We start from the raw sequence: 26,665 nt of genomic DNA on the forward strand, positions 1-26,665 counted from the left end.
CCCACCACCAACCAAAGTAGAACCCCCACCACCTCCCGACCGATGCCCCTCCCCCCACCCCTCCACCAAGCTGTTTCCACCAACCACCCCCGGAGGCAAACCATGCAACCCAACCCCACCAACCCCTCCCACCCGGCGCCCACACACCCGGCTCCCGCCCAGCCCGACCTCGGTCAAGCGCCGCCGTCGGCGGCGAGCACCGGGCGTGCCGACCCGGCGTCCCGCCCCACACCCACAAACTCGGCCCCCGCCCAACCCGACCTCGGTCAAGCGCCGCCGCCGGCGGCGAGCATCGGGCGCGCCGACCCGGCGTCCCGCCCCGCACCCACAAACTCGGCCCCCGCCCAACCCAACCTCGGTCGAGCACCTGTGGGAACTACCTCCAGCGGCCGCCGGGTTGGTGACCCACGGCGAACGGCTCCGGCCGCCTCGGCAGACGCAAGCAGCACAGGAAGAACGAGAAGGAATGATCGGAGTCGTTTGCTGGTGGTGGCGGCAGCGTCAATGGCGGCGCTTGTCTGGTGGGTTGTGTTGGTGCCTGTGGCGGGTCTGACGCTGGATGCGCGTCAGGGCGGTGTGCTCCAGCATGTAGGCGCCCCGGCGATCGTGATCTCCACCGCCGCGATGACCTTCGCCGGCTGGGCACTGCTCGCGATCCTGGAACGCCGTACGCCGGCCGCCCGCAAGGTGTGGACGATCGTGGCAATCACTGCGTGCGTGCTCTCGCTCGGCAGCCCGCTCGTCGGCGGCGTCACGCTCGGCGCGAAACTCGGTCTTGCGTCCTTCCACCTGCTGGTCGGAGCGGCCGTCGTCCTCGGCCTTCGCCGTACGGCGCTGAGCACCGCCGAGCGCTGCTACGACGGCAGCCGCGCCGCCTGATAGAACCCGTGGATATGCGCGGCCACCAGCCCGGCCGCGCCGTCCCCATCGCCCGCGGCGAGTGCGGCGACGATCCCGCGATGCTCCGCCCGCAGCCCCACCGCCGTCGCCTCCCAATCGGCCAGATTGGGCACCGCCGCCAGCACATATCCGTGGATCGCCGACCGCAACGACTCCATCACCGCGGCGATCAGCACGTTCCCCGCCAACCCCGCCAGCGCCACATGGAACTCGGCATCGAGCAGGTGAAACGCCTCCGGCGACAGCCCCGGCTCGTCCATCCGATCCAGCAACGCCGTCACCGCGCTCAGCTCCGGTGTCCGCGCCGCCGCCTCCCGCGCCGCCCACGACTCGAGCAGCACCCGCGTCTGGACGACGTCCCCCATCGGCAGATGATTCGTTGCCAGATGCAACCGCAGGACGGCGGTCAGCGGCGAGACCGGCTCGGCCACGATGACCGTCCCGGCGTCCGGCCCCGAGCCGGTCGCCGTCCGGACGACGCCCATCGCCTCCAGCACCCGGACCGCCTCGCGCACCGACGGCCGGCTGATCCCGAGCTGCTCGGCGAGCGCCCGCTCCCCGGGCAGCCGGCCGCCGATCCGCAGCCGCCCGGCGGCCAGCTCGGCCTCGACCCGATGCAGCACCAGCTCGTAGTTCTTCACAACCCGACTCTACCCGTGTGGTCGGACCACAGGGTAAGCTGTGGTCCGACCACACGACGGACGCCTGCTCCCGGAGTACCCGATGACCGATCGACAGCTACCCAAATGGTCCGAGCTGAAGCCGCTGCTGCGCGCCAAGCCGATCACGGTGAACCCGACCGAGCGCCGGCTGGAGAAGGCGCTCACGATCGCCGATCTGCGCGCGATCGCCAAGCGGCGGACGCCGCGCTCGGTGTTCGACTACACCGACGGCGCCGCCGAGGCGGAGATCAGTCTGCGCCGCGCCCGGCAGCTGTTCGCCGAGATGGAGCTGCAGCCGTCGATCCTGCGCGACGTCTCCGAGATCGACCTCGGGACGACGATCCTCGGCGCCCGCTCCGAGCTGCCGTTCGCGTTCGCGCCGACCGGCTTCACCCGGATGATGAACCACGAGGGCGAGAGCGCCGTCGTCAAGGTCGCGCAGCAGATCGGCATCCCGTACGCGCTCTCGACGATGGGCACCACCTCCATCGAGGACGTCGCCGCGGCCGCGCCGGATGCCCGCAAGTGGTTCCAGCTGTACGTCTGGAAGGACCGCGACTCCGGCGAGGATCTGGTCAAGCGATCGGCCGCCTCCGGCTACGAGGCGCTGATGCTGACAGTCGACGTCCCGGTCGCCGGTGCGCGGCTGCGCGACGTCCGCAACGGGTTCACCATCCCGCCGTCGCTCACTGCCAAGACAGTGCTCGACGCGTCGATGCATCCGGCCTGGTGGGCCAACCTGCTCACTACGCGGCCCCTGACGTTCGCCTCGCTGTCCAGCTGGGACGGTACGGTCGCAGAGCTGCTGGACAAGCTGTTCGACCCGACGATGACCATCGAGGACCTGGCCTGGCTGCGGTCCATCTGGCACGGTCCGCTGATCGTGAAGGGCATCCAGACCGTGGACGACGCCCGGCGCGTGGTCGATGCCGGTGCGGACGCGATCGTCCTGTCCAACCACGGCGGCCGTCAGCTCGACCGGGCACCAACGCCGCTGCGCATCCTGCCCGACGTCCGCAAGGCGATCGGCCGGGACGCCGAGATCTATCTGGACACCGGCATCCTTTCTGGCGCGGACATCGTCGCTGCGATCGCTCTGGGCGCAGACGCCTGTCTGGTTGGCCGCGCGTACCTCTACGGCCTGATGGCCGGCGGCGAGCGCGGTGTCGCCCGTGCGGCCGAGATCCTCACCAAGGAGGTCCGTCGGACCATGGCGCTGCTAGGCGCGGCCAGCGTCGCCGACCTGAACCCCTCCCAGGTCCGCCTCCCCAGCTAACGGGAGTACGGCGACCACCCGCAGACCACCGTTGGGGGTGCGGGTTGCCGTGAGTGTGCCGCCCAGCGCGGTGGCACGCTCACGCATCCCAACGATGCCGTTGCCCTCGACCGGGGGAGCGGCCAGCGACTGCCCGTTGTCGTCGACCTGCAGAGTCAGCGTTTCCGCGCCGTACTGGATGCGGACCGTCGCCGTGGTCGCGTTGGCATGCCGGACGACGTTCGTCAGCGACTCCTGGATGATGCGGAACGCTGCGCGGTCCAGCCCGGTCGGAAGCGGTTGCGGCGCACCGTGCACGTCGGTGTGGACCTCGAGCCCCGCCATCGCCGTCCTGCTGACCAGATGCTCCAGCCGGTCCAGCCCGGGAACAGGTTGCCTCGGCGCCGACTCATCCGTCTGCCGCAGGATGCCGACAATCGAGCGCAGCTCGACGAGGGCCTCCTTGCTGGCCTCTTTGATGGCTGCCAGCGCCGGTGCGGCCTGTTCGGGCTGCCGGTCGGCCAGATGGAGTGCAGTCGAGGCCTGCACGTTGATCAGTGAGATGTGGTGGGCGACGACGTCGTGCAGCTCCTGCGCGATCCGCAGGCGCTCTTCACTGGCCTGTCGCAGCTCGGCTTCGCGCCTGGTGCGGTCCGCCGCGATCACCCGGTCGCGGTGCGCGCGGAACAACTCCGCCGCGAACCCGAGGACGACGAAGCACGTGCCGACCAGGAGGATCTGGTAGACGCCTTGTTCGTTGATGCCGAGGACGATCCGCCCGCCGACATGGCCGATGTACAGCGCGGCCAGCGCCGACCAGCCCATGACGCGATGACCGAGCCGGATCGTGCTGAAGACCGCGATCACGAACGCGAAGATGACCGGGCCGTACGGGTACTGCAGCAGCATGTAGACGAGCGTCGCGCCGACCGTTGCCCAGAGCACCGGGATCAGGTGGGTTCGGCGCCAGTACAGCGACACCGTCCCGATCAGGACCAGCACGACCATCAGCCAGTCCGGGTCCCGCCGCGCGTACTCGTTGTTGTTCGCCGCGCCGAACGACCCGGCCACACTGATCACGGACAGCACGAACGGCAGGGCGATCCGCCGAACCTGCGCCCACACCGTGCTGCTCACACTACGGAACCGTACGGCCCCCGCCGCCCGGTGTCATCGTCGCCACGGAGTACATCGCCCTGCGCCCGGCGGCGTACGAGCACTCACCGACCCGACTAGTACTTGACGTCGTAGATCTTGTCCTCGTACTCCTGGCCGTAGTACTTCTGCAGCTCCTCGAGCGACGCGTCCCGACGCTCCAGCGCCTGCGCGAGCTCGGCCCGGCTCGGGGCGGCGTCGACGTCCCAGCTGTCGGGCTTCCACAGCTTCGAGCGCAGGAACGCCTTCGAGCAGTGGTGGTAGATCTCCTCGATCTCGACCAGCAGCGCCAGCTGCGGCCGGTTCCCCTTGACGATCATCTGGTCGAAGAACGGCGCCTCCCGCACCAGCCGGGCCCGACCGTTGATCCGCAGCGTGTCCGTACGGCCGGGGAGGAAGTAGATCAGGCCGACATGCGGGTTGCTGAGGATGTTGGTGAAGCCGTCGACCCGGCGGTTGCCGGCCCGGTCCGGGATCGCGATCGTGGTGTCGTCCAGGACGAGCGTGAACCCGGCCGGATCACCCTTCGGCGAGACGTCGCAGCTGCCATCGGCCGCGGCAGTCGCCATCAGCACGAACGGCGAGGCGGCCAGCCACTTCCGGTCCAGCGGGTGCAGCTCCTTGCGCTCCTTGTCGACCGCCGCACCGAGCGGCGGCGGCACGATCTCGCGCAGTTCCTCGTACGACGTAACCTCGACCAGACCGGGGATGTCCATGCGGCTCCTCAGACGCTCGCGACCGAACCGTCCACGCTGACAGCTCGCGTCCGCTCGGCCCATTTTACGGCGGGACCAGTCAGCAGACTGGTCCCCAGGAACAGGGCGCCGACGAGGATCCAGCCGATCGGGCCCCAGCCGAGGACGACCGTCGTGAGCAGCGCCGGGCCGAGCATCCGGGCGACCGCCGGGCCGGTGCCGAAGAAGCCCTGGTACTGCCCCTGCTTGTCCGCCGGGGCCAGCCCGAAGCTGAGCTCCCAGGCGCCGGAGGCGGCCTTCATCTCGCCCAGCGTCAGCAGTGCCGCCGCGACGACCACGGTCGCTGCAGCCACCCAGCTGCTCATGTCCAGCGCGGTGACGGCGAAGACCGCGCAGGCGGCCAGCATCGCGACGCCGCCGTACCGGATCGAGCTGGTGGCGGTGCGCAGATCACGGACGCCGCGGGCGACGCGGACCTGGAAGAACGTGACGCCGAGCGTGTTCACGATCATCAGCGAGGCGACGGCCCAGCTCGGGGCATCCGTCCGGGTGACGATCCAGAGCGGGCCGATCAGGCTGAGCAGCGGCATGAAGAGCAACATGATCGAGTTGAGCAGCGCGAGGACGGCGTACGGTCGGTCGCGCAGGACGGCGAGGCGCGGTTCACCGGCGACCCGCACGCTGACGGCGACCCGCGGGACGCGGTGCAGCAGCCAGGCGGCAAGCAGGAAGCTCAAACCATCGAGCGCGAAGACCGTCAGGTACGCCGCCTCCGTGTCGAACTTGAGCGCAACCCCGCCCGCCAACGCGCCGACCGCCAGCCCGCCGTTCACCGTCGCCTGCAGGAACGCCCGGATCCGCGTCCGCTCTGCCGGCGCGATCAGCCCGGCGAGCAACGCCTGCCGCGCCGCGGTCAACCCGGTCTGGCTGCAGGCATAAGCGATCGCCGCGATCACGAACAGCGGGAAGCTCCGCACGAACAAGAAGGCCGACACCGACACCGCCGTACTCACCGCCAGTAGGACGGCGACACCCCGAGCCCCCCGCCGATCCGCCAGGTTCCCCAGCGGCACGCCCGCCAGGAACCCGACCAGCCAAGCCACCGTCAGCCCCAGCCCGACCTCGGCCTCCGACAACCCCACCACCCGCGTGAAGAACAACGCCGACGTCACCACGAACGCCCCGTCGCCCACCGCATTGGCCAACTGCGCCAACGCCAACCCGCGCCCCGCCCCTGCCGCCGGCAACCACTTGCTGTTCATCGCACTCTCCCTCTCTCGGTACCCCGAGCCTATGGACCCAGCGGCCCACCCAGCAGATCCACTTCAAGTCACATCCCATGGGCCAATTCCCGAGCGCCGGCCGGAGGTGGCGGCGGGGATCACGCCGCGAGGAGCGCCGGGGCCGGTTGGTAGATGTGGTTGGCGGTAGCGATGTAGAAACCGAGGAGCGGGACCTGGGCAGCTCGGCAGATGGCGACAGCGGCCGTGGCCCACTCGCTGTCGAGCGTGGGGCAGGTCTCGGGCCCCGGCCGCCCGAGCGCCAACAGCAGTCGCGTCCCAGGCGCGGTCTGGACGGCGGGAATCACCGGATCCATCGCGGTGAAGCACAGCTGTCTGGTGTTGGGGTGGGAGCCGACGGACGGCTCATCGTCATCGGTCAGATCGTCGAACTCGCCGGGCAGCTCCAGCGAGATCGACGCCCGAAAGTGCGCGTCCGGATCACAGAGGATCGCGACCAGCGTGCCCCGGTGGCGATCGCCCGCGGACACGTACAGGTCAACCACGTCAGCGGCATGCACAGGATCGGTCAGCGGCCGGTCGGACCAGGTCGGTGTGAGATCAAGAAAAGTCATACCAAGAACATGCCGCGACTCCGACCCCGCTTCCGGGTTGTCCACAGGCCAGTTTGCTTGCGCCCTACTGACCTCACTGCCACCAGTCGCGGGCGTCGATGCGGATCCAGACATCCGGCGGCCCGGTGAACGAGCGGTCGTCCTGGGGGTGGAGGCCGGCGACGGCGTAGCAGTACGCCACGGCGTGATTCTCGTAGAGGTAGCCGAACAGGACATCAGGATCGTCCTCGTCGGGTGCGCCGCCAGGATGAAGGTCCCAGCCGATCAGCTGTCCATCGCGCGCGACGCTTCCCTGGTTTCCGCTCTTCGCGTTCGCGTACATCGCATAACAGATCGTTCCGGCTGACAGCGCCGTGATGACGCCTGGCATCTGTGCTCCGAACATCCATGGCTGCGCGACCACGACACCACCTGGCACCTCAGTCACCCACATCGTCCGCTGTGACTCGGAGTCTTCCGGGTCACCGTCGATCGATGCCAGCAGCTGCTCGGGACTGTCGGTCAGCACCGTAGCCTCCAGCCGGCGAACCGCCTCCCCGGCGTCGATCGCGCCCACGCAGGCCAGACTGAAGCCCTCCAAGCCCGGCGGGCGCAGAACGCCGCGGATGCGTCGGGCCTCGGCAACCGCTGCCGATTGGCTGGGCGACAGCGACCCGCCGGCGCCGAACAGTTCGGGCTCGGTGGTCGCCAGTGACAGCCGGGCCGGCGACCAACCGGACATCATCGGCAGCCACGGATCCGCACCGGCCTCGACAAGCACCCGGGCCGCGTCGAAACGGCCGGCAGCGACGGCCGCCCACAGCGCGGACCGCCCATGCGTCAGCGCATCGATGTCCTCGACCCGCCCGGCCAGCTCCGCGACCACTTCGACCGAGCCGCGCTCGGCCGCCATATGCAACGGCGGCTCCCACCAACCGGGCCCGCCCTGCGGATCGGCGCCGGCGTCAAGCCGTGCCCTGACCTCAGCAAGATCTGGGAAGTCGTACCACTTCACGCCAGCCCAGCCGTCCTGTGCACTCACCACGGAATCATCACAGCCGCAGAGTCCAACCAGCAGGTGATCAGCGGACGCCGCGGGGGCGGAATTGGATGCTGATGCGGGGGCCGATGCGGCCGGTGGCTTTGGGGATGGCGTGCTCCCAGGTGCGTTGGCAGGAGCCGCCCATGACGATGAGGTCGCCGTGGCCCAGGGGGTAGCGGACGGTGGAGCCGACTGGCCCACTGACGCTGCCTGGGCGTGGGCGGAGGGCGAGGACGCGCGGCTCGCCGACCGAGAGGATGGCGACCATGGTGTCCTCGGTGTCGCCGCGGCCGATCCGGTCACCGTGCCAGGCGACGCTGTCACGGCCGTCGCGGTAGAAACACAGGCCCGCCGTCCGGAACGGCTCGCCCAGCTCGGCGCCGTAGTGCGCGCTCAAGGCATCCCGGGCCTCGTCGAGGATCGGCAACGGCAGATCCTGACTCTCCTCGTAGAAACACAGCAACCGCGGCACATCCACCACCCGGTCGTACATCTGCCGCCGCTCCGCGTACCAGGGCACGTCCCGCGCGAGCCGCTCGTACACCTGATCGGCCCCGCTCAACCACCCCGGCAGCACGTCGACCCAGGCTCCGCGCCCGAGCTCCGCCCGCGTGACCCCGTCGAGAGACCCCAGCTCCGGGTCCTCGAACATGTCCAGCAACGAGCCCTGAAGATCAGCACCCATGGCCTCACCATACATGAGATTCGAACATTTGTTCCCATCGGTCGGGAGGCCGGCTCACGCTGCCCGGGCGTGAGCCGGCGGCCGGGGTCATGCGGCGCCGAGGGCCGCGATGATCTTCTGCTCCATGTCGACGGTGACCGGGCTCGGCTCGCCGAGGTGGAGCTGGGCGGCGCGGAGGGCGAGGGTGACTGTGCTGCGGAAGTTCTCGGCCTCGGCGGGGGAGTGCTCGGTGAGCAGCGCGACGGCCGCGGTGAGCGCGGGGAGGACCTGGTCGGCGAGCTCGGCGGTGGTCTTGCCGGTCAGGTGGATGTCGCGGGACTTCGCCGTCAGGACGTGACCGACGAGACCGGTCGCCGAGGTGAGGGCGATGGTGCCGTTGGTCGATACCTTGTGCGGCTTGGGGCTGGCCGCTGCCAGTAGCGAGACGGCGCCGTACGCCGCGGTGCGCAGGGTCTGCTTGTCGGTGTCGGTGAGGGTGATGGTCATGAGCTTCTCCTTCGTGGATTACGGGATCAGTGCTGGGAGGCGGTCAGTGCGGCCACTTCGCGGACGGCGTCGGCGATCGCGGCGAAGTCCTTGCGCAGGATCTTCGAGTGGTTGCTCGGCACCTTCGCGCTGACCAGGATGTTCGGGTTCCGCTCAAGGACCGGCTCGAGGGAGGCGCGGGCGGCCTCCATCTCCTCGTTGCCGCCGCCCAGGTTGCCGCCGGTGGCGAGTACGTACCGGACCGGGCAGGTGATCTGGTCGAGGACGGGGGCGATCGCGTCGACGATCGCGTTGATTTCGATGTTCACCTCGGCGTGCTCGGCCGCGGACATCCGGGCGGCCATCCCGAACGGCCGGACCAGCGGCAGCAGGAACCGCATCTTGTGGAAGAGCTGCCGGATCCGCTCCTCGCCTTCCTCGCCGGTCAGCCCGTACGGCATCGCGCCGTCCACGCAGACGACCCCGGCCGCCCGGTCGGCGTTCCGCGCCGCCCAGTGCGCCGCGGTGGTCGCGCCGTACGACCAGCCGACGAGGATCGGCCGCTCGGCGCCGGTCGCCGCGAGGACGGCGTCGACGTCGCGGAGGCAGGCCTCGAACGAGTAGTCGGCCGACTGCTTCGACTTGCCGCGAGCGCGCTCGTCGAACGTGATGTGCCGGAACCCGTCGCCGAGCTGGGCGATCACGCGGCGCCAGTGCGACTGGTCGGCGTACGCGCCGTTCAGGTAGACGACCGCCGGACCGCTGCCGCCGGTGTCGGTGGCCGCCAGTGCGGTGTCGTCGACGGGGATCATCAGCTGCGCCATGGCGAGCTCCTCAAGTTTGTTTGCGAATCTCCGAACAACAGGAACAGTATGTTGCGTTTAAAGATCAGTCAACACAGAAAATTCCACATCCAAGCGTTAGTCAGGGCATTTTTGCAATGAGTATGAGGCTAAACGCAACGCCGTTCAAGGCGTCGCATTGCAATGAGTTGGGAGTGAATGCATACTTGGGCCGGACCGACGACGACGAGGAGGCCGGCGCGGATGCCCGGAGGCAGACTCACCCAGGACGACCGGCGGCAGATCGCCGCGGGCCTGGCCGCGGGGCTCGGGTACGCCGAGCTCGGCCGCCGGCTCGACCGGCCCGCGTCGACGATCATGCGCGAGGTCACCCGCAACGGCGGCCCGGACGGGTACGCCGCCGATCGCGCGGACGCCGACACCCGGGACCGGGCCCGTCGGCAGAAGCAGCTCCAGCCCGCCGCGCCGGCGATCGTCGACGACGAGTACGGGCGCGACCCGGACGCCGTCCGCGGCGTCGCGGAGTCCTTCACCGAGCTGCTCATCGGCCAGGGCCTGCCCCGGATGGAGGCCCGCGTCCTGACCTGCCTCTACCTCACCGACTCCGGGACCCTCACCGCCGGCGATCTCGTGCAGCGCCTCCGCGTCAGCCCCGCCTCGATCTCGCACGCCGTCGCTTTCCTCGAGCAGCAAGGGATCATGCGCCGCGAACGCGATCCTGGCGAGCGCCGAGAGCGCTACGTCGTCGACGACGAGATCTGGCTGCGCAGCGTCCTCACGTCCGTCCAGACGAACAACGCTCTGGCTGCTCAGTCCCGGCACGCCGCCGAAGTCCTCGGTCCGTCCACCCCGGCGGGCAACCGCTTCGGCATGTCCGCAGAGCTCCTCGACCTGGTCAGCGAGGCGCTCCAGCAAGCCATGGAGAAATGGCACGACCGTCTGACCGCCCGCGGCACCTACCGTTGACCGCATGTTGATCCAGAACGTCGACGTCCTGCTCGTGCCCGAGTCGGGGGAGTGCACGGTGGCGGCTGCCCAGGACATCCACATCGACGGCTCCCGCATCGCGGCGGTCGTGCCGACCGGGAGTGTCCCGGGCGTCGGTGAAGTGGTCGACGGGGCAGGTCTGCTGGCCGTGCCGGGCCTGATCAACTCGCACACGCACAGCCCGATGGTGCTGATGCGCGGCGCCGCCGAGGATCTGTCGATCGACGACTGGTTCAACCAGCGAATCTGGCCGATGGAGGTCAATCTGACGCCGGAGCGCGTTCGGGCCGGCGCGCGGCTGGCGTGTGCCGAGATGCTCCTCGGTGGCGTGACGACGTTCGTCGATCACTACTTCCACGCCGACCAGATCGCCCAAGCGGCTATCGAGTCCGGTATCCGCGCCGACCTCGCCCCGACGTACTTCTCATCAGCAGGCGCCGACGGCATCGATGCCGCCATCGCGACCACCCGCGAGCTCGCTACGCTGCACCCGCGGATCACGGCGAGCCTGGGCCCGCACGCGACGTACACGGTCTCGGACGACGACCTCCGCCGGACCGCGGACGTCGCCCGCGCCGACGGGCTCCGGATCCACCTGCACGCGGCCGAGTCCGACGACCAGACCCAGGCCTCGCTCGACAAGCACCAGGCGACCCCGATCGACATCCTGGACCGGACGGGCGTTCTGGACGCCGGAGCCCTGATCGCGCACGGCTGCGGTATCCGCGCCGCCGACCTGCCGATCCTCGAACGCCATGCCGCCCGGACGACGGTCGCCACCTGCCCGAAGGTCTACCTCAAACTCGCGATGGGCGAGGTCACCCCGATCAAGCAGCTCCAGGCCGCCAACGTCCGGATCGGGATCGGCACCGACGGCGCCGCCGTCCACAACACGCTCGACGTCTGGGAGGCCATCCGCCTGGTCGCCCTCAGCCAGAAGCACCGCGAGGACGACGCCGAGTGGATGACCCTGTCCGACACCATCCGACTGGCGACCCGAGGCAGCGCGGCCGCGGCCAACCAGCCCGACAGCCTCGGTGCTCTGGAACCGGGGCGGCAGGCCGACATTGCTCTCCTCGACCTCTCCGCGCCACACAACCAGCCCCTGCACGACCCACGCGCAGCGCTCGTCTACTCGGTCCGCCCGACCGACGTCACCACGGTCCTGGTCGCCGGGCAGGTCGTCGTCCGCGACCGGCAGCTCACGACGCTCGACCTCGCGGAAACGCTGGCTGAGGCCAGAGCGGTTGCCCACACGCTTACTGACCTGTCCCGCGGCGCCGTCCAGCATTACAACCCCTAGAACGACAGCACGCCCCGGCCGGTGTGGCCGAGGCGTGCTGTGGGTGGAGCTAACTCATCAGGTGATGGTCAGCGTCCGGATGGCGCTGTAGGCGAGGGTGTGGTCGCCGTCGCTCGGGAAGTAGACCCGGTAGGCGATCTTGCCCTTGGCGGTCGGCTTGATGCCGAACGCGTAGGCGCCGGTCGAGCTGAGCTTCACCGAGGCGGCCGCCGTCCACGTCTTGCCGACCAGCCGCTGCAGCTGCACCGACTTGCCGCTGTGCGCCGGGGCGACGACGCCGCTCAGCTTGGTCGAGCTGCCCAGCTTGATCGACGACGGCGACAGCGTTGACGAGATGGTCGGCGTGACCAGGACGGTGATGTCGTTGGTCCGCGTACCCATCAGGTCGCCGTTACCGGGGAACGTCAGCATGTAGACGGCCGAGTACGGCGGCTTGAACGCGTAGCTGACCGTACCGGTCGACGACGAGCCCAGGCTCTTCAGCAGCTTGAAGGTCGTCCCGTTGACCGGCCGGTAGTAGATGTTCTGCGGCAGCCCGGCGTACGCCTTCTTGTTGATGTCCAGCGTGCTGCCCTTCAGCGTGATCGTGCCGCCGTAGTTCAGCTTGGTGGACGTCGTCGAGATCCCCGACTTCGCCCCGACCAGCTGGGTGCCCTTACCGGCGCTCAGCTTGCCGCTGCGGTCCTTGACCCACGCCACGTACGTGTAGGTCGCGCCCTGCGGCAGCCCGACGTTCTGGAAGCTGGACGCCGTGCCCGAGTAGACGACCGTGCCGGTCGTCGGCGTCGGGTACTTGCCCCCGGTGTTGCGCCGGACGACGATCTGGTCGAGGTCGGCCAGTGCCGGGATCTTCCAGCCCAGGTTGGCCTTCTGGAACGACCCGCTCGCGTCGAACGTCTCCAGCGCCGGCGGCGCCAGGTCGACGGTCGTGAACACGCTGCTGAACTTCAACAGCGAGGCGGCAGCGGCGGTCTCTACTACTCCGTTGACCACGATCCGGTACGTCACGTTGTCGAACAGAGCAGCCGTCGGAGTCAGCACGGCCGTCCGGGTGTCCGCGGTGTACGCGACGGTCGCTGCGACCGCCGCACCGGTCTTGGCGTTGACCAGCTGCACAGTCGACTCAGACACCGTGGCCGCGTCGACGTCGCGAGCGAACGTCACCGACGGCTTCACGGCAACAGCCTGCCCGGCCGCGCGGTCAGCCGGCTGCGCGTCGCGCACCGGGTAGTCGGAGTCCGGAGTCGCGCCACCGCTACCGGCCTCGGTCACGCTGACCGAGTATGCCCGGCCGTCCCGCGAGCCGTTGGAGTTCCGGACGGCGACGTACACGTCACCGGCCGGCGCGCTGACATTGGCCGTAGCGGTCAGCGGGCCCCACAGTGGGTTGCCGTCGGGGTCGATCTGCGGATACGGGTTCTCCGCCGAGCCGATCGACTTCAGCGTGCTGTCGTAGACATCGACCCGCGGCGCGAAGTTCAGCATCTGCGCCGCCTCGTCGAACCGGGGACCGGTCACCGACACCCGCAGATTGCGCGTCGCGGCCGCACCGCTCACCTTGAACCAGTCCACGTCACCCTCGACGATCGCCGACCCGCTACCACTGGTGTTGATCGCGGTCGCCCGCGCCGGCTGGTCGTTGCCGTCGACACCGGCCGCGGCGAAGTCCGTCGTGAAGCGGCCGCCGAGCGCGCTGTACGCGTCCAGGATGCCCGCGCCGTAGAACGGGTCGTTGCCACGGGCGCCGGCGTCCCGCGCGGTGCTCTTCAGCCGCGCCGCGACCTGAGCCGGCGTGTACGTCGGCCACTTGTTCTTCACCATCGCCGCCACGCCGGCCACGATCGGGGCCGAGCAGGACGTGCCGGTGCAGGACCAGACCGGGTCGTCGCCCGGGTCCGTGAAGGCCCGCGAACCGGTGGTCAGGATCCGGTAGCCCGGGGCCGCGATGTCGACCCAGTCGCCGTAGCTGCTGAAGCTGGTCAGCGCGCCGCCGTGCTCGGTCGCGCCGACGGCGATGACCTCCGGGTAGGACGCCGGGTAGCGCAGCTCGCCGCCGCCGTTGTTACCGGAGGAGGCGACGATGACGACGCCCTTGGCGTACGCCCGCTTGATCGCCTCGTGCAGCAGTGTGCCGTCCTCGACGGCGCTGCCGAAGGACATGTTGACGACCTTGGCGCCGTGCGCGACGGCCCAGTCGAGACCCTCGATGATGTCCTGGTCGTAGCCCTGGCCCAGGCTGTTCAGCACCTTGACCGGCATCGCCTTGGCGTTCCAGCCGATCCCCGCGGTGCCGATCTGGTTGTTGGCGCCGGCGGCGATGATGCCGAGCGTCATCGTGCCGTGGCCCTCGTCGTCGGTCGGGTTGTTCGGCCGGGCCGGCGACAGGGCGTTGAAGCCCTGGACCAGGTGACCGGCCAGATCCGGGTGCCCGAGGTCGACGCCGGTGTCCAGTACGGCGACGATCTGGCTGCCGTTGGTCTTGGACAGGTCCCACGCCTGCGGCATCCGGATGGTGTTCATCGCGTTCGCCTGACCCCAGCCCGGCGCGTACATCGGGTAGTAGAGGTCGTTCGGGACGGCGTCCGCCGTCCGGACGTAGTTGAGCTGGGCCACCTCGACGGCGGGGTCGGCCTTGACCTTCTTCAGCAGCTCCGGCGCGGCGGTGTCGCCGGTGATCCGGACGGTCGAGTCCGAGACCGAGTCCTCGGTCGTCGTCCGGTACTTCGAGAGCACGGCCTTGCGCTTCGAGGTGGTCGCGGACTTCTTGAACTTGACGACGACGGCGTTGGGCTCGTACGCCGGCTTACCGACCGGCAGATGCCGGTTCTTGAACGGCGGCTCGTACGCCTTCAGATCTTCGGCGGCGGAGCCGGAGGAGCTGGTCAGCACGACCAGCGAGCCTGCGATGAGCGCCGCTGGGACGGCCACGCGCAGCAAGTGGGCAGGGCGGAACTTCAAGAGGACCCCCCCAAGGGTCTCAGAGTGACAGTGGCCGGAGTATTGCAGAATTACGGTCCGCTCCGCTTCTCCGGGCGAGATGTCAAAAGCTGCAAAAGCACCGCCGGACAGGTGTAAAAGCCGGTCGGACCGGGAAAAGTTGCTTTCCCGGTCCGACCGGTTACCGACGGTAAGTGAACGGCTGCTTACACGGGGCTGAAATACCAGCGCTGGCAGGAGCCGCCGTGGAAGGGCCAGATGATGACGTCGGCGCCGCGGGCGGCCGAACAGCCGGCCACGTCGAGGGAGTCGCCGGAGGCGGTGCCGATGATCTTGTAGGCGCCGCCGATGATCGGCTCGATCGACCAGGTCTGGCAGGCCTGGCCGTTGTCGTCCCAGAGGTCGACGGGGGTGGCGTCGGCGGTGCTGCAACCGGCGACCTGGAGGGGTTTACCGGTGTTGCCGTCGATGATCTTGAAGGTGTTGCCGGTGGTGCGGACGACGTTCCACTTCTGGCACGGGCTGGTCAGGATGCGGTCCCACATCCGGACGTTGGCCCCGTTGCCGGACTGGCAGTCCTGGACGTCGAGGTCGAAACCGCCGACCTCGGCCTTGATCCGGTAGGAGCCGTTCTGCATCGGCGGCGGCGGGTCGCCGGCGACGTCGACGAAGTTGCTGTCGATGTTGATCGTGACGCCGCCGTGGGTCTCGTTGTGGTCGCCGATGTACTGGTGCACGCGCTGGTGGTTCGAGAACGCGCTGGCCGGGAAGTACGTTCCGCCGTCGGTGTCGGCGCGGTTGTTCCACCAGGCGAACCACAGGTGGTCCGGCATCAGCCAGCGGGGGTTGCCGGCCGCGTTGGCCAGGTCGCGGCCGCCGGACGAGGCGCTGCTGTAAACGCCGCTGAGATACCCGAGAGAGCGCAATCTCTCGGTCCAGCCGGTGACGTAGGACAGCACCGAGTCCCGGCAGGCGATGTTGCTGCTGTTGTAGTTCTCGATGTCGGAGTAGATCGCGCTCCCCGGCGCGAGCCCGAGGTTCTGCGCCGCCTGTGCCGCGGCGCCCGCCGCGTCCCAGCCCTGGTTGCGGGCGACGGCGAGGTCGAGGGACATCTTCCGGCTGTAGGTCGTGCAGTTGGCCTGCAGACCGACGTCGATCGGGAGGAACGTCCAGCCGTTGTTGGCGTTCGACGTGATCCAGGACGCGGTCAGGTTGCCCTGCGCACAGGCGCGTGACGCACCGCTGATGTAGATGCCGACCGCCTTGAACGGCGAGGCCTTCCACGCGTTCATCGCACCCAGCGACGGCGCCGCGCAGGCGTCGAACGCGCGCTGGTTGATCAAGGTGCCGGGGGCAACGACCGCCGCGGCGGGCGCCACCGCGGCGGCCTTCGGCGCGACCAGCTTGGCCGCCTTGGCCTTCGAGGTCACCACGGCGCGACCGAGGATCTCGCGGACGGACGCCTCCTCGGCCGTCCCGTGGATCGCGGTCACGAGGACGCCGGCGTCCTCGACACCGACCTGGATCTGGTCGTCGACGGACGGCGCCGACGCGGCCGCCGTACCGGAGCGAGCGGCCACCGCGGCCGGTCGCGGTGCGGAACCGGTGAGCGGTTCCAGGATCAGGCCCGCGGTTCGGCCGACCAGGTGGGCGGGGCAGTTCTGCTGTGCGGCGGGGGTGCCGAGATAGACGGCCGGCCGATCGAAGCGCACACAGGCAGCAGGGTCCTTGGCCAGATCGACGACCGTCCACGACTTCGGGACGGCGACCTGGTAGCCCTGGTAGTTGATGGTCCGTTCGCCGGGCGCTGCCTGCGCCGGGCCGACGACGGTCGCTGCGCCGAGTGCGAGCGCGGCGCTGGTGATGACTGCGAGGGATCGATACATGACGTGTCCTCCGGGGCGGGGATGTCCGGTCAATCGATGGAGACAGTCGAACCCTGGGACCGGGGGAACTCAACCCTTTCGACCGAGACGACACGTTTGTTCGTCCTGCGTGCACGGCTGCCCGCGCTGACCCGTTGTCACCGACAATCACCGTGCGTTCGGAAGTGTTAAAGCAGCGTTGAGGAATTGCACGGCGGTGATTGCCGCCCGCCCGGAACGGGAACCAGAGAAAGTCTGGGGCCGCGATTCGTTGCTCGGTTCGTTGCGCAGTGCAAAGGACGCAGAGCGGTGGGTGACGCTCGGTGATTTCCTCTGGATGAACCGGCGACGACGTGGGACGATCGGCCACCGAAGTACAAACAGGGGGCGGGCATGGCGCGAGCCAGGCACAGGAGTGAGGCTGCATGAACGGGCGGACAGCGCAGGACAGTCGGCCCGGGGCCGACGACACGGCGGAGACAAACGGTCGTCCTCGCCTCCGGAAGACATCTCCGGCATCCCGCGAAACCGGCGGCAATCCACTTGAGATCCCTCCGGCCGGAGACGCTCCGGCTGGGAACGTTTCGGGGGCGGAGAGCGGCGGGGTAGCTGAGGCGCATTGGTCGGAGCGGCCGATCGGGCGGGTGGAGGTCCCGGCGCTGGGGGAGTTCAGTACCCCGGTTCGCGTCGACGAGATCGCGGTGGCCGCGATGTCGCTGTCGGAGAACCTCGAGGCGGCCACCCGCGGGATGCCGGAGTCCGTTGCCCTGCGGGAGTTCCGTCGTGAGCTCGACCAGGCAGCGAGCACGTTCCGCACGCTGGCCGGCAAGCTCGAGGCGACCGCCGGCAGCCTGGTTCGCCTCGCCGCGAACGACGGCGAGAGCTGCGGCGTCGGCTGGGGCGTCTGCCCCGATCACGGCCTCACGCTGATGAACGTCGGCGAGACGGTCAGCTGTCACATCCTCGGCTGCAACCAGAGCAACGAGGGCGCCGTCGAGCGCTGTGAGCACCCCGTCGCCTACCGCGTCGTGGACGCCGCGGGCCCGGCGCTGCTCACCTGCGCCGGGCACGCGATCGCCTGCCGTCTCTACCTGGAGAACCCGGTCATCACCGCGGCCGGGGACAGCCTGGAGCTGTTCTAGGTAATCCGGCAGGACGTCAGCTGGTCATTGGCATTCGGGGTCAGGACGACGAAGTTGGGCGTGTCCGCCGTCCGGGCCCAGGACTGCCCGCCGAAGTTGTCCTCGGCGTAGATCGTCACGGTCCAGCCGGCCGGCACCCGGACCGACGACGCCCAGTTGTCCTGCACCCCTGCGGCCACCAGTTGCGCACGGGTGTAGTTGCCCTTGGCAAGCAGCGAGGACGCCGCGCCGCCGTAGTCGATGTGCTCGTAGAACGTGACGCCGCCGGCCGGACCCTGGCCGGGCCACGGGACGGTCGGACGCGTTGCGGTCAAGGGGATCTGCCCCTTGAACATCCGCCCGCCGTCGTTGGTGAGCCGCAGGTAGTAGTCCGACGTACAGGCCGTGCCGTCCTCGTCGAGGGCGCGGATGTTGGACCCGTTCGGAACCCAGGAAGCGCTCTCCGCGGTTTTCGCGATCTGGTTGCCCTCGTTGTACTCGTCGAACATCGAGATGTAGAGCCCTTGGACGCCGACCCGCGTGAGGTTGTAGAACTGCCGCCACATCAGGTCGCCGTGCCGCCGGTGCCCGGACTGCAGATCACCCGGGATCACGCAGGGCTGGTAGTCGATGCCGTGCGCGGTGCAGTCGGCCTGGTCCTGCTGATTCACGTTGTTGTAGTAGTGATCCGCGCCCGCGACGTCCTGGATCCGGCCGACCATCCACGGCGAGAGCATGTTGAACGCGTGGTACACGTCGAGGTATCCGGCCCGCGAGTCCTCGACGCCGCGCCGCCAGTGCGTCGGCACGCCGCCGATCACGTACAGGCCCTGATTCTTGAACCAGTTCACGACATCCAGGCAGACCGAGGCCGGCCAGGCCTTGTTCGGCTCGTTGAAACCGAAGCCCCAGATGCAGATCACCGGTTTGCCGTTCTGCCGCGCGTACGCCGGTGACGACGTGTACGCGCTCATCTTGTTGATCCAGTCGGTCTTCATCTCCGACTGCATGTTCGCCCAGTCCGTGGCGTCGTACATGATGTAGAACTTCCGCCCGTACTGCTCGGCGGCCTGCCGCACCTTGACGGCCATCGCGTCCCGCGTCGGCCCTTCGCCGCCGGTCGGGTTGAAGCGCTGCAGCGCGGCCGTGTCGCAGCCGTTGGCCTGCATCCACTGGAAATGCGTGTTGACGGTCTGCTGGTCGTACGACGAGAACAGCCGTGCGGGCTGGCCGTTGCCGAGGTTCGAGTACGCCGTCTGGTACGTCGCGCTGTACTCGCGGTTGTCGGGCCAGCTGACGATCGCGGTGTTGCCGGGGGAGGGCGGCTGGCCCCAGTTGCGGCTCCAGTGCCACCAGCCGTTGATCGGGGCGCCGTCGCCGGCGCAAGCGAACCAGCCCTGGTAGCCGACGGTCACCTTGCCGACGACGTCACCGGGCGGACTGGCCGCAAAGCTGAACTGTGGAAGGGATCCGGCGACGGCGGTCGCCGCGCTGGTCGCGAGCAGGGTACGACGGGAGAGTTTCATGGGCGGTCTCCTGGGAGGGCGGAGAGTAGCAAATTGTGAACAGGGTGTTGCAAGAAATCGATCGTGACAACCCCTTGACGTCAACTTCGCCGAAACTTAGTTTGTTGGCTCAACAGACAAAGTCTGTGACTGGGCTCACAGCGTAGAGGTGGGGTGGGGCGAGGTGACACTGACCGAAGGACGTCGTCCCGGGGATCGCGCGGTCGCGGCCGACCATGTCTCGCTGCGCCGGAACAACCTGTCCGTGGTGCTGCGGCACATCCGCGAGTCCGGCCCGAAGTCCCGGGCCCGGATCGCCGCCGACACCGGTCTGAACAAGGCGACCGTGAGCAGCCTGGTCGCCGAGCTGGTCGAGCGCGGCCTGCTCCGGGAGGGCTCCGCCGACTCCAGCCGCGCGCTCGGCCGCCCGGGCCAGCTGGTCGAGCTCGACGGCAGCGGCGTCTGCGGCGTCGGCGCCGAGATCAACGTCGACTACCTCGCCGTCACCGCGCTGGATCTGTCCGGAGAGCCCGTTCTCGAACGCCGCGTCCCCGTCGACGTCGCCCACCTCGACCCCGGGACGACGCTCGACCGGCTGACCGATCTGATCCGCGAGGCGATCGCGGCCGTCGAAGCCCGCAATGGCCAGCTCGCCGGCGTCACGCTCGCCGTCCCGGGCCTGGTGCAGGACGAAGGCACGCTGAGCCTCGCGCCGAACCTCGGCTGGGGGCCGGTCGCGGTCGCCGCCGAGATGCGCGAGCGGCTCGACGACCCGGCGTACCCGCTGCTGATCGACAACGAGGCGAATCTCGCGGCCCTGGCGGCGTACTCCGAGCTTCGCCAAGAGAGCGCTGTCCAGGATCTCGTCCTGCTCACCGGCGCGGTCGGTGTCGGTGGCGGCATGGTGTCGAACGGGCACCTGCTGCGCGGCGGTCGCGGCTTCAGCGGCGAGGTCGGGCACATGCCCGTCGCGCCGCCCGGCCGGACGTGCGGCTGCGGGCGGACGGGCTGCTGGGAGACCGTGGTCGGGCTGAGCGCGCTGTTGCATCAGGCAACGGACGCCGACGACCCGGTCCGTGACCCGTCGCTGGACGTGGAACAACGGCTGGCCGGGATCACCCGGCGGGCCGAAGCGGGGGACGCGCGGACGCTGGCCGCACTCGGGGACGTCGGCGCCTGGCTGGGGATCGGAGGCGCGATCCTGGTCAACATCCTGAACCCGGACGTGCTCGTCCTCGGCGGGTACTTCGCCGCCCTGGGGCCGTGGCTGAAGGAGCCGCTGGAGGTGGCGATCCGCGACCGCGTGATCGCTCCGGACGGCGGCGGCTGCCGGGTGGTCCGCTCGGAGCTCGGCTTCGCGGCCGCGGTCCGCGGCGGGGCGCAGATCGCACTCGACCAGGTGTTCGTCGACCCGACCGTGATCGGCCGGGCTGATCAGGGGGTTGCGCAATGACGGATCTGCTCACGATGACGGGGATCGTCAAAGAGTTCCCCGGCGTCCGGGCGCTGGACGGCGTCGATCTGGATGTCCGGGCCGGTGAGGTGCACTGCCTGCTCGGCCAGAACGGCGCGGGCAAGTCGACGCTGATCCGCGTCCTCACCGGCGCCCATCAGCCGGACGCCGGCACGATCCGGATCAACGGCGACGAGGTGCAGCTGAACAGCCCGACCGCCGCGATCGACCGCGGGATCGCGGCGATCTACCAGGAGCTCGACCTCGTCCCGGGTCTCTCGGTCGCGGAGAACGTGTTCTTGGGCCACGAGCCGTCGTCCTTCGGCTTCAGCCGCCGGCACGAGGCGAACGCCCGGGCCCGCGAGATCCTCGAAGGCCTCGGCCACGGCGAGATCCCGGTGCACCGCGAGGTCGGCTCGCTACCTGCGGCTGGACAGCAGGTCGTGAGCATGGCGAGAGCGCTCTCCCGTGACGCTCACCTGATCGTGATGGACGAGCCGTCCGCCGTCCTCGACCCCGAGGAGGTCTCGAACCTCTTCCGCGTCATCCGCGGCCTGACCGCGCGCGGCGTCGCCGTCGTCTACATCTCGCATCGGCTCGAGGAGATCCGGGAGATCGGCGACCGGGTGACCGTTCTCAAGGACGGCGCGACGGTGTCGACCGGGCTGGATGCGCGGGAGACGCCGACCCAGGAGTTGATCCGGCTGATGACCGGTCGCTCGATCGAGTACGTCTTCCCGCCCCGGCAGGAGATCCTCAGCACCGCGCCGACCGTCCTGAGCGTCAGTGAGCTCAGCAGGCCCGGCGAGTTCGCCGACATCTCGTTCGACGTCCGCGCCGGCGAGATCCTCGGCCTGGCGGGGCTGGTCGGCTCGGGCCGCTCCGAAGTCCTCGAGACCGTGTACGGCGCCCGCCGTCCGTCGACCGGATCCGTCCAGGTCGACGGCGCGACCCTGCGCCCTGGCCGGGTTCAGGCAGCGGTCGCCGCCGGCGTTGGTCTCGCGCCCGAAGAGCGCAAGAGCCAAGCGCTGCTCATGGACGAGGCCGTGTTCAAGAACATCACCGTCTCGACCATGGGCCGCTTCGCCAACGCAGGCTTCCTGAACAGCCGCGCCGAACGTGCAGCCGCCGCCAAGCTGGCCGAATCCCTCGACGTCCGCCCAGCCGGCGTTGAGCGTCCGGTGCGCAACCTGTCCGGCGGCAACCAGCAAAAGGTAGTCCTCGCCCGCTGGCTGCTCCGCGACTGCCGCGTCCTGCTGCTCGACGAGCCGACCCGCGGCGTCGACGTCGGCGCGCGGTCGGAGATCTACGCCTTGATCCGGAAGCTGGCCGCGAGCGGGGTCGCGATCGTGCTGGTCTCCAGCGAGGTCGAAGAAGTCCTCGGTCTGGCCGACCGGGTGATCGTCCTGCGGGAGGGGCGAGCCGTCCACACGGGGCCCGCGCAAGACATCGACGAGCACCAGGTCCTCGACCTGGTGATGGAAGGAAGCCCAGTGTGAGTGAGGAAGTGAGAAGTGCAGCGCCTTCGCAGGCGACTGTCGATCCGCCCGCAATCCAAGATTCCACCGCCGCGTCGAAGCGCACCGCCGGCGGCAACCTGCTGAAGACCGGAGCCGGCCGCAACCTGGGTCTGGTCGTGGCGCTGGTGCTGTTGTGCGTCGTCGGTGTTGTGACGGCGGGGGACACGTTCGCGACCGGTGCCAATGTGCTGACGATTCTGCGGCTGGCCGCGGTGATCGGTGTGGTCAGTATCGGGATGACGTTCGTGATCACCGGTGGTGGTATCGACTTGTCGGTCGGCGCGATGGTGGCGCTGGCGTCGGTGTGGGCGACGACCTTGGCGACGCAGCAGCTGGCGAACGACTTCGGCTGGTTCTTCATGGTCAGTACGGCGCTCCTGGTCGGTGCGGCGTGTGGGCTCGTGAACGGTCTGCTTGTTGCCTACGGCAAGATCGTGCCGTTCATCGCGACGCTGGCGATGCTTGCCGGTGCTCGTGGTTTGGCGGAGATCATTTCGGATCGCCGGACGCAGATCGTGTCGAACAACTCCTTTGTCGACTTCTTCGGTGGCACGTTGATCGGCGTCCCGGTGCTGGTGTGGATCTTCTTGCTGGTCGCCGCGGCCGGTTGGGTGGTGCTGAACCGGACGACCTTTGGACGGCGGACGTTCGCGGTCGGTGGTAATGCCGAGGCGGCGCGGCTGGCCGGGATCAAGGTCCAGCGGCACACGGTTGCTTTGTATGTGCTTGCGGGTCTGTGCTGTGGGATCGCGGCGGTGATGCTGATGGCGCGGACGACGACCGGCAGCTCGACCCACGGCCAGCTGTACGAGCTCGACGCGATCGCGGCTGTGGTCATCGGCGGCACGCTGCTGTCGGGTGGTCGCGGGACGATCGTCGGCACGGTGTTCGGCGTCCTGATCTTCACCACGTTGAACAACGTGTTCACCCTGAACAACCTGAGCATTTCCGCTCAGTCGGTGGCGAAGGGTCTGATCATCGTGATCGCGGTCCTTCTCCAGCAGCGCTTGGCCAGTCGCACTACCAGTTCATAGGAGACACCGATGTCCCGTTCCGCCCGAACGATCGCAATCGCCGGCCTCGGCGTACTCGCCCTCGCAGCGTGTACGAGCAACACCCCGGAGGCCGAGAAGAACGACGCACCCGCCGGTCCGGCGGTTGCCGCCGGCAAGAACGACGAACCCGGCAAGAAGGTGAAGATCGGCTTCTCCGCCCCCGCTGCCGACCACGGCTGGATGGGCGCCATCACGAAGGCGACCCAGGCCGAGGCCAAGAAGTACTCCGACGTCGAGCTGCTGGTTGCCGAAGGCACCAACGACGTGAACCTGCAGATCAGCCAGGTCGAGACCTTCATCAACCAGAAGGTCGACGCGATCGTGCTGCTGCCGTTCGACGGCGCCGCTCTCACCCCCGTCGCCACCAAGGCGATGGAGGCCGGGATCACGGTCGTCAACGTCGACCGCGAGTTCGACAGCCCGGCCGCCGCGCGGACCACCGTCCTCGGCGACAACTACGGCATGGGCGTCTCCGCCGGTCACTACGTCTGCTCCCAGCTGAAGGACAAGAAGGACTCGATCGTCGCCGAGATCGCCGGCATCGACTCGCTGCCGTTGACTCAGGACCGCAGCAAGGGCTTCAAGGACGCGCTCGGCGAATGCGGCCTCAAGGTGAACAACCGCGTCGCCGCCGAGTTCACCGTCGAGTCCGGCGAGAAGGCCGCCGCGAACCTCCTCCAGGCCGCGCCCAAGATCGACGCGATCTGGAACCACGACGACGACCAGGGCGTCGGCGTGATGGCCGCGATCAAGAACTCGAACCGCAAGGACTTCTTCGTGGTCGGCGGCGCCGGCTCGGCGAACGTGATGCGCGAGATCAAGGCCGACAACACGCTCGTCAAGGCCACCGTCATCTACCCGTCCACGCAGGGTGCGGACGGGATCCGCCTCGCCCGCCTGCTGGTGCAGAAGAAGGCCCTCGGCGACCTGGTGGAGGTCGAGGTCCCGCGGACCGTCCAGCTGTACGCGCCGGTCGTCACCAAGGAGAACGTCGACCAGTACCTCCCGACCGCCTTCGAGAGCTGAGTAGGAGCAAGATGACGAACCTGGGCATCGGCCTGATCGGCTACGCGTTCATGGGCGCGGCTCATTCGCAGGCCTGGCGGAGCGCGCCGCGCTTCTTCGACCTGCCGCTGGACCCGGCGATGACCGTGCTCTGCGGCCGGAACGCCGACGCGGTCCAGGCCGCGGCCGGCAAGCTCGGCTGGCAGGAGACCGAGACCGACTGGCGCAAGTTGCTGACCCGGGACGACGTCCAGGTGATCGACATCTGTACGCCGGGGGACAGTCACGCCGAGATCGCGATCGCCGCCCTGCAGGCGGGCAAGCACGTGCTCTGCGAGAAGCCGCTGGCGAACACGGTCGCCGAGGCCGAGGCGATGACCGCCGCGGCCGAGGCGGCCCGGGCCCAGGGCGTCCGCTCGATGGTCGGGTTCACCTACCGCCGGGTGCCCGCGATCGGGCTGGCCCGCCAGTTCGTTGCCGAAGGCAAGCTCGGGACCATCCGGCACGTCCGGGCGCAGTACCTGCAGGACTGGATCGCCGACCCCGAGGCGCCGCTGTCGTGGCGCCTCGACAAGGAGAAGGCCGGCTCGGGCGCGCTCGGCGACATCGGGGCGCACATCATCGACCTGACGCAGTACATCACCGGTGACGCGATCACCGAGGTGAGCGGTCAGCTCGAGACGTTCGTCAAGGAGCGCCCGGTCGCGGCCGAGCACTCCGGCCTGGCCGGTACGGCGGGCGCCGAGCGCGGCCCGGTGACGGTGGACGACGCGGCCGTGTTCCTGGCCCGGTTCGGCTCCGGCGCGCTCGGCGTCTTCGAGGCGACCCGGTTCGCCACCGGCCGGAAGAACGCGATCCGGATCGAGATCAACGGCAGTGCGGGCAGCCTCGCCTTCGACTTCGAGGACATGAACCTCCTGCACTACTACGACGCGACCGAGGACGCGCGGACGGCCGGTTTCCGGCGGATCCTCGCGACCGAGGCGTCGCACCCCTACGTCGAGGCATGGTGGCCGCCCGGCCACCTCCTCGGCTACGAGCACGGATTCACCCACCAAGTCGTCGATCTGGTCACCGCGATCGCCGAGGGCGCCGACCCGGCGCCGTCGTTCGCGGACGGACTGCGGGTCCAGCGCGTGCTGGCCGCGGTCGAGGCGAGTTCGGCGTCCCGACAATGGCAGGAGATTCCCGCATGAACGCATATACCCCGAGCAGGGACGACAAGTTCTCCTTCGGGCTGTGGACGGTTGGCTGGGAAGGCGTCGACGTCTTCGGTACGGCGGTCCGCCCGGCGATGGACCCGGTCCACGCCGTCGAGAAGCTCGCCGAGCTCGGCGCCGCCGCGATCTCGTTCCACGACGACGACCTGGTACCGGACGACGGCACCCGGACGCAGGTCCTGGAGCGGTTCACCAAGGCGCTCGCCGACACCGGCATCGTGGTCGAGATGGCCACCACCAACCTGTTCAGCCACCCCGTCTTCAAGGACGGCGGCCTGACCGCGAACGATCGCCAGGTCCGCCGGTACGCGCTGGCCAAGGTGCTGCGCAACCTCGACCTCGCGGCCGAACTCGGCGCGTCGACGTACGTACTGTGGGGCGGCCGCGAGGGCGCGGAGTCCGGCGGCTCGAAGGACGTCCGGGCGGCGCTGGACCGCTACAAGGAGTCGATGGACATCCTGTGCGCGTACGTCCGCGAGCAGGGGTACAACATCCGCTTCGCGATCGAGCCGAAGCCGAACGAACCGCGCGGCGACATCCTGCTGCCGTCGATCGGCCATGCGATCGCCTTCATCAACGACCTCGCCGACCCCGAGCTGGTCGGGATCAACCCCGAGGTCGGGCACGAGCAGATGGCCGGCCTGAACTACGCGCACGGGATCGCCCAGGCGCTCTGGCACGGCAAGCTCTACCACATCGATCTCAACGGGCAGCACGGTCCGCGGTTCGACCAGGACCTGCGCTTCGGCGCCGGCAACCTGCGCGAGGCGTTCTGGACCGTCGACACCCTGAACGGCTACGACGGTTACGTCCACTTCGACTACAAGCCGCCGCGGACCGAGGACGAGGAGGGCGTCTGGGAGACCGCGCGGGGCTGTATGCGCAACTACCTGATCCTGCGGGACAAGGTGGCCGCGTTCCGCGCCGATCCGGAGGTGGCCGAAGCCCTGGCCGCGGCGCGCGTTGCGGAGTTGTCCGAACCCACCCTGGCCGAGGGTGAGAGTTTGGCCGACCTCCGTGCCCAGACCTACGACCCGGACGCGCTGGCCGAGCGCGGGCTCGGGTTCGAGAAGCTGGACCAGCTGGCGATGGAGCACCTGCTCGGCGTTCGCTGATCCACCGGTAGTACCTACGTCCCGCGCCGGGCAGAGCACGGGAATCGTTGGAGCGCGCACCTTATCCGACCCATGAGGAGCTC

At 69.2% G+C, this 26,665-nt stretch carries 23 protein-coding genes; 11 read left to right on the forward strand and 12 right to left on the reverse strand.

Annotated features, from left to right (window positions below):
- The first annotated feature begins 102 nt into the window (after positions 1-102).
- Positions 103-879, forward strand: a complete 777-nt coding sequence (locus tag ACZ6ZD_RS32970) for a DUF6069 family protein (protein WP_465678018.1) — start codon at positions 103-105, stop codon at positions 877-879.
- Here the strand turns inward: ACZ6ZD_RS32970 and ACZ6ZD_RS32975 are convergent.
- On the reverse strand, positions 855-1,541 hold the full coding sequence (locus tag ACZ6ZD_RS32975; protein ID WP_465678019.1) for a FadR/GntR family transcriptional regulator: 687 nt from the start codon (positions 1,539-1,541) through the stop codon (positions 855-857). The two genes, ACZ6ZD_RS32970 and ACZ6ZD_RS32975, sit on opposite strands and share 25 nt — an antisense overlap.
- 82 nt (positions 1,542-1,623) lie before the next feature.
- Between ACZ6ZD_RS32975 and ACZ6ZD_RS32980 the strand changes: the two genes are divergently transcribed.
- Positions 1,624-2,838 carry an alpha-hydroxy acid oxidase gene (locus tag ACZ6ZD_RS32980; RefSeq protein ID WP_465678020.1) on the forward strand — a complete coding sequence of 405 codons (1,215 nt, stop codon included), beginning with the start codon at positions 1,624-1,626 and terminating at the stop codon, positions 2,836-2,838.
- On the opposite strand, the gene ACZ6ZD_RS32985 is transcribed toward ACZ6ZD_RS32980, so the two are convergent.
- The 8 genes from ACZ6ZD_RS32985 to ACZ6ZD_RS33020 form a co-directional block, all read right to left on the reverse strand.
- Positions 2,782-3,954 carry a sensor histidine kinase gene (locus tag ACZ6ZD_RS32985; RefSeq protein WP_465678022.1) on the reverse strand — a complete coding sequence of 391 codons (1,173 nt, stop codon included), beginning with the start codon at positions 3,952-3,954 and terminating at the stop codon, positions 2,782-2,784. The genes ACZ6ZD_RS32980 and ACZ6ZD_RS32985 overlap by 57 nt on opposite strands.
- A gap of 95 nt (positions 3,955-4,049) precedes the next feature.
- On the reverse strand, positions 4,050-4,688 hold the full coding sequence (locus ACZ6ZD_RS32990) for a pyridoxamine 5'-phosphate oxidase family protein (RefSeq protein WP_465678024.1): 639 nt from the start codon (positions 4,686-4,688) through the stop codon (positions 4,050-4,052).
- 8 nt (positions 4,689-4,696) lie between these two features.
- Positions 4,697-5,929 (reverse strand): MFS transporter, encoded by a 1,233-nt coding sequence (locus tag ACZ6ZD_RS32995; protein ID WP_465678026.1) that lies wholly within the window; start codon positions 5,927-5,929, stop codon positions 4,697-4,699.
- Between the two features lie 119 nt (positions 5,930-6,048).
- The gene (locus ACZ6ZD_RS33000; protein ID WP_465678028.1) at positions 6,049-6,522 is read right to left on the reverse strand and encodes a hypothetical protein; all 474 of its coding nucleotides are present in this window, start codon (positions 6,520-6,522) and stop codon (positions 6,049-6,051) included.
- A 73-nt stretch (positions 6,523-6,595) separates the two neighbouring features.
- A complete protein-coding gene (locus ACZ6ZD_RS33005) occupies positions 6,596-7,543 on the reverse strand; it encodes an ankyrin repeat domain-containing protein (protein WP_465678030.1) in 948 nt (315 codons plus the stop codon).
- A 40-nt stretch (positions 7,544-7,583) separates the two neighbouring features.
- Positions 7,584-8,228 (reverse strand): alpha-ketoglutarate-dependent dioxygenase AlkB, encoded by a 645-nt coding sequence (locus tag ACZ6ZD_RS33010; RefSeq protein ID WP_465678032.1) that lies wholly within the window; start codon positions 8,226-8,228, stop codon positions 7,584-7,586.
- An 87-nt stretch (positions 8,229-8,315) separates the two neighbouring features.
- Positions 8,316-8,714, reverse strand: coding sequence for a hypothetical protein (locus tag ACZ6ZD_RS33015; RefSeq protein ID WP_465678034.1), 399 nt, complete (start codon positions 8,712-8,714; stop codon positions 8,316-8,318).
- A 26-nt stretch (positions 8,715-8,740) separates the two neighbouring features.
- On the reverse strand, positions 8,741-9,517 hold the full coding sequence (locus ACZ6ZD_RS33020) for an alpha/beta fold hydrolase (protein WP_465678036.1): 777 nt from the start codon (positions 9,515-9,517) through the stop codon (positions 8,741-8,743).
- 222 nt (positions 9,518-9,739) lie between these two features.
- On the opposite strand from ACZ6ZD_RS33020, the gene ACZ6ZD_RS33025 reads away from it, so the two are divergent.
- Both ACZ6ZD_RS33025 and ACZ6ZD_RS33030 read left to right on the forward strand, forming a co-directional pair.
- The gene (locus tag ACZ6ZD_RS33025; protein ID WP_465678038.1) at positions 9,740-10,462 is read left to right on the forward strand and encodes a GbsR/MarR family transcriptional regulator; all 723 of its coding nucleotides are present in this window, start codon (positions 9,740-9,742) and stop codon (positions 10,460-10,462) included.
- A gap of 4 nt (positions 10,463-10,466) precedes the next feature.
- On the forward strand, positions 10,467-11,786 hold the full coding sequence (locus ACZ6ZD_RS33030) for an amidohydrolase (RefSeq protein WP_465678040.1): 1,320 nt from the start codon (positions 10,467-10,469) through the stop codon (positions 11,784-11,786).
- 57 nt (positions 11,787-11,843) lie between these two features.
- Here the strand turns inward: ACZ6ZD_RS33030 and ACZ6ZD_RS33035 are convergent, their stop codons facing one another.
- Entirely contained in the window at positions 11,844-14,744 is a 2,901-nt protein-coding gene (locus ACZ6ZD_RS33035; protein ID WP_465678042.1) for a S8 family serine peptidase, read from the reverse strand.
- A gap of 185 nt (positions 14,745-14,929) precedes the next feature.
- Positions 14,930-16,609 (reverse strand): glycoside hydrolase domain-containing protein, encoded by a 1,680-nt coding sequence (locus ACZ6ZD_RS33040; RefSeq protein ID WP_465678044.1) that lies wholly within the window; start codon positions 16,607-16,609, stop codon positions 14,930-14,932.
- 623 nt (positions 16,610-17,232) lie between these two features.
- On the opposite strand from ACZ6ZD_RS33040, the gene ACZ6ZD_RS33045 reads away from it, so the two are divergent.
- Positions 17,233-17,730 carry a hypothetical protein gene (locus tag ACZ6ZD_RS33045; protein ID WP_465678046.1) on the forward strand — a complete coding sequence of 166 codons (498 nt, stop codon included), beginning with the start codon at positions 17,233-17,235 and terminating at the stop codon, positions 17,728-17,730.
- On the opposite strand, the gene ACZ6ZD_RS33050 is transcribed toward ACZ6ZD_RS33045, so the two are convergent.
- Positions 17,727-19,235, reverse strand: a complete 1,509-nt coding sequence (locus ACZ6ZD_RS33050; protein WP_465678048.1) for a lectin — start codon at positions 19,233-19,235, stop codon at positions 17,727-17,729. The genes ACZ6ZD_RS33045 and ACZ6ZD_RS33050 overlap by 4 nt on opposite strands.
- Positions 19,236-19,398: 163 nt before the next feature.
- Here ACZ6ZD_RS33050 and ACZ6ZD_RS33055 point away from each other — a divergent pair, with 163 nt between their 5' ends.
- Genes ACZ6ZD_RS33055 through xylA form a run of 6 tightly spaced genes read left to right on the forward strand, consistent with a single transcriptional unit; the run spans position 19,399 to position 26,582 of the window.
- Complete coding sequence (locus ACZ6ZD_RS33055) at positions 19,399-20,667, forward strand: ROK family protein (RefSeq protein ID WP_465678050.1); 1,269 nt, start codon at positions 19,399-19,401, stop codon at positions 20,665-20,667.
- Entirely contained in the window at positions 20,664-22,166 is a 1,503-nt protein-coding gene (locus tag ACZ6ZD_RS33060) for a sugar ABC transporter ATP-binding protein (RefSeq protein ID WP_465678052.1), read from the forward strand. Before ACZ6ZD_RS33055 ends, ACZ6ZD_RS33060 begins: the two co-directional genes overlap by 4 nt.
- On the forward strand, positions 22,163-23,221 hold the full coding sequence (locus ACZ6ZD_RS33065) for an ABC transporter permease (protein WP_465678054.1): 1,059 nt from the start codon (positions 22,163-22,165) through the stop codon (positions 23,219-23,221). Before ACZ6ZD_RS33060 ends, ACZ6ZD_RS33065 begins: the two co-directional genes overlap by 4 nt.
- A gap of 9 nt (positions 23,222-23,230) precedes the next feature.
- The gene (locus ACZ6ZD_RS33070) at positions 23,231-24,268 is read left to right on the forward strand and encodes a substrate-binding domain-containing protein (protein ID WP_465678056.1); all 1,038 of its coding nucleotides are present in this window, start codon (positions 23,231-23,233) and stop codon (positions 24,266-24,268) included.
- A gap of 11 nt (positions 24,269-24,279) precedes the next feature.
- Positions 24,280-25,443: a Gfo/Idh/MocA family protein gene (locus ACZ6ZD_RS33075; RefSeq protein WP_465678058.1), complete on the forward strand. Its 1,164-nt coding sequence runs from the start codon at positions 24,280-24,282 to the stop codon at positions 25,441-25,443.
- Complete coding sequence (gene xylA, locus ACZ6ZD_RS33080; protein WP_465678060.1) at positions 25,440-26,582, forward strand: xylose isomerase; 1,143 nt, start codon at positions 25,440-25,442, stop codon at positions 26,580-26,582. Before ACZ6ZD_RS33075 ends, xylA begins: the two co-directional genes overlap by 4 nt.
- The last annotated feature ends 83 nt before the right edge of the window (positions 26,583-26,665 follow it).

Source organism: Kribbella sp. NPDC104218 (assembly GCF_055584105.1).

Bases quoted from the DNA above. Each gene is read 5' to 3' on its own strand.
- ACZ6ZD_RS33020 (WP_465678036.1), bottom strand. From the start codon at position 9,517: ATGGCGCAGCTGATGATCCCCGTCGACGACACCGCACTGGCGGCCACC.
- xylA (WP_465678060.1), top strand. From the start codon at position 25,440: ATGAACGCATATACCCCGAGCAGGGACGACAAGTTCTCCTTCGGGCTG.
- ACZ6ZD_RS33015 (WP_465678034.1), bottom strand. From the start codon at position 8,714: ATGACCATCACCCTCACCGACACCGACAAGCAGACCCTGCGCACCGCG.
- ACZ6ZD_RS33075 (WP_465678058.1), top strand. From the start codon at position 24,280: ATGACGAACCTGGGCATCGGCCTGATCGGCTACGCGTTCATGGGCGCG.
- ACZ6ZD_RS32970 (WP_465678018.1), top strand. From the start codon at position 103: ATGCAACCCAACCCCACCAACCCCTCCCACCCGGCGCCCACACACCCG.
- ACZ6ZD_RS33070 (WP_465678056.1), top strand. From the start codon at position 23,231: ATGTCCCGTTCCGCCCGAACGATCGCAATCGCCGGCCTCGGCGTACTC.
- ACZ6ZD_RS33025 (WP_465678038.1), top strand. From the start codon at position 9,740: ATGCCCGGAGGCAGACTCACCCAGGACGACCGGCGGCAGATCGCCGCG.
- ACZ6ZD_RS33010 (WP_465678032.1), bottom strand. From the start codon at position 8,228: ATGGGTGCTGATCTTCAGGGCTCGTTGCTGGACATGTTCGAGGACCCG.
- ACZ6ZD_RS33050 (WP_465678048.1), bottom strand. From the start codon at position 19,235: ATGAAACTCTCCCGTCGTACCCTGCTCGCGACCAGCGCGGCGACCGCC.
- ACZ6ZD_RS32980 (WP_465678020.1), top strand. From the start codon at position 1,624: ATGACCGATCGACAGCTACCCAAATGGTCCGAGCTGAAGCCGCTGCTG.
- ACZ6ZD_RS33030 (WP_465678040.1), top strand. From the start codon at position 10,467: ATGTTGATCCAGAACGTCGACGTCCTGCTCGTGCCCGAGTCGGGGGAG.
- ACZ6ZD_RS33000 (WP_465678028.1), bottom strand. From the start codon at position 6,522: ATGACTTTTCTTGATCTCACACCGACCTGGTCCGACCGGCCGCTGACC.
- ACZ6ZD_RS33060 (WP_465678052.1), top strand. From the start codon at position 20,664: ATGACGGATCTGCTCACGATGACGGGGATCGTCAAAGAGTTCCCCGGC.
- ACZ6ZD_RS32990 (WP_465678024.1), bottom strand. From the start codon at position 4,688: ATGGACATCCCCGGTCTGGTCGAGGTTACGTCGTACGAGGAACTGCGC.
- ACZ6ZD_RS33040 (WP_465678044.1), bottom strand. From the start codon at position 16,609: ATGTATCGATCCCTCGCAGTCATCACCAGCGCCGCGCTCGCACTCGGC.
- ACZ6ZD_RS32995 (WP_465678026.1), bottom strand. From the start codon at position 5,929: ATGAACAGCAAGTGGTTGCCGGCGGCAGGGGCGGGGCGCGGGTTGGCG.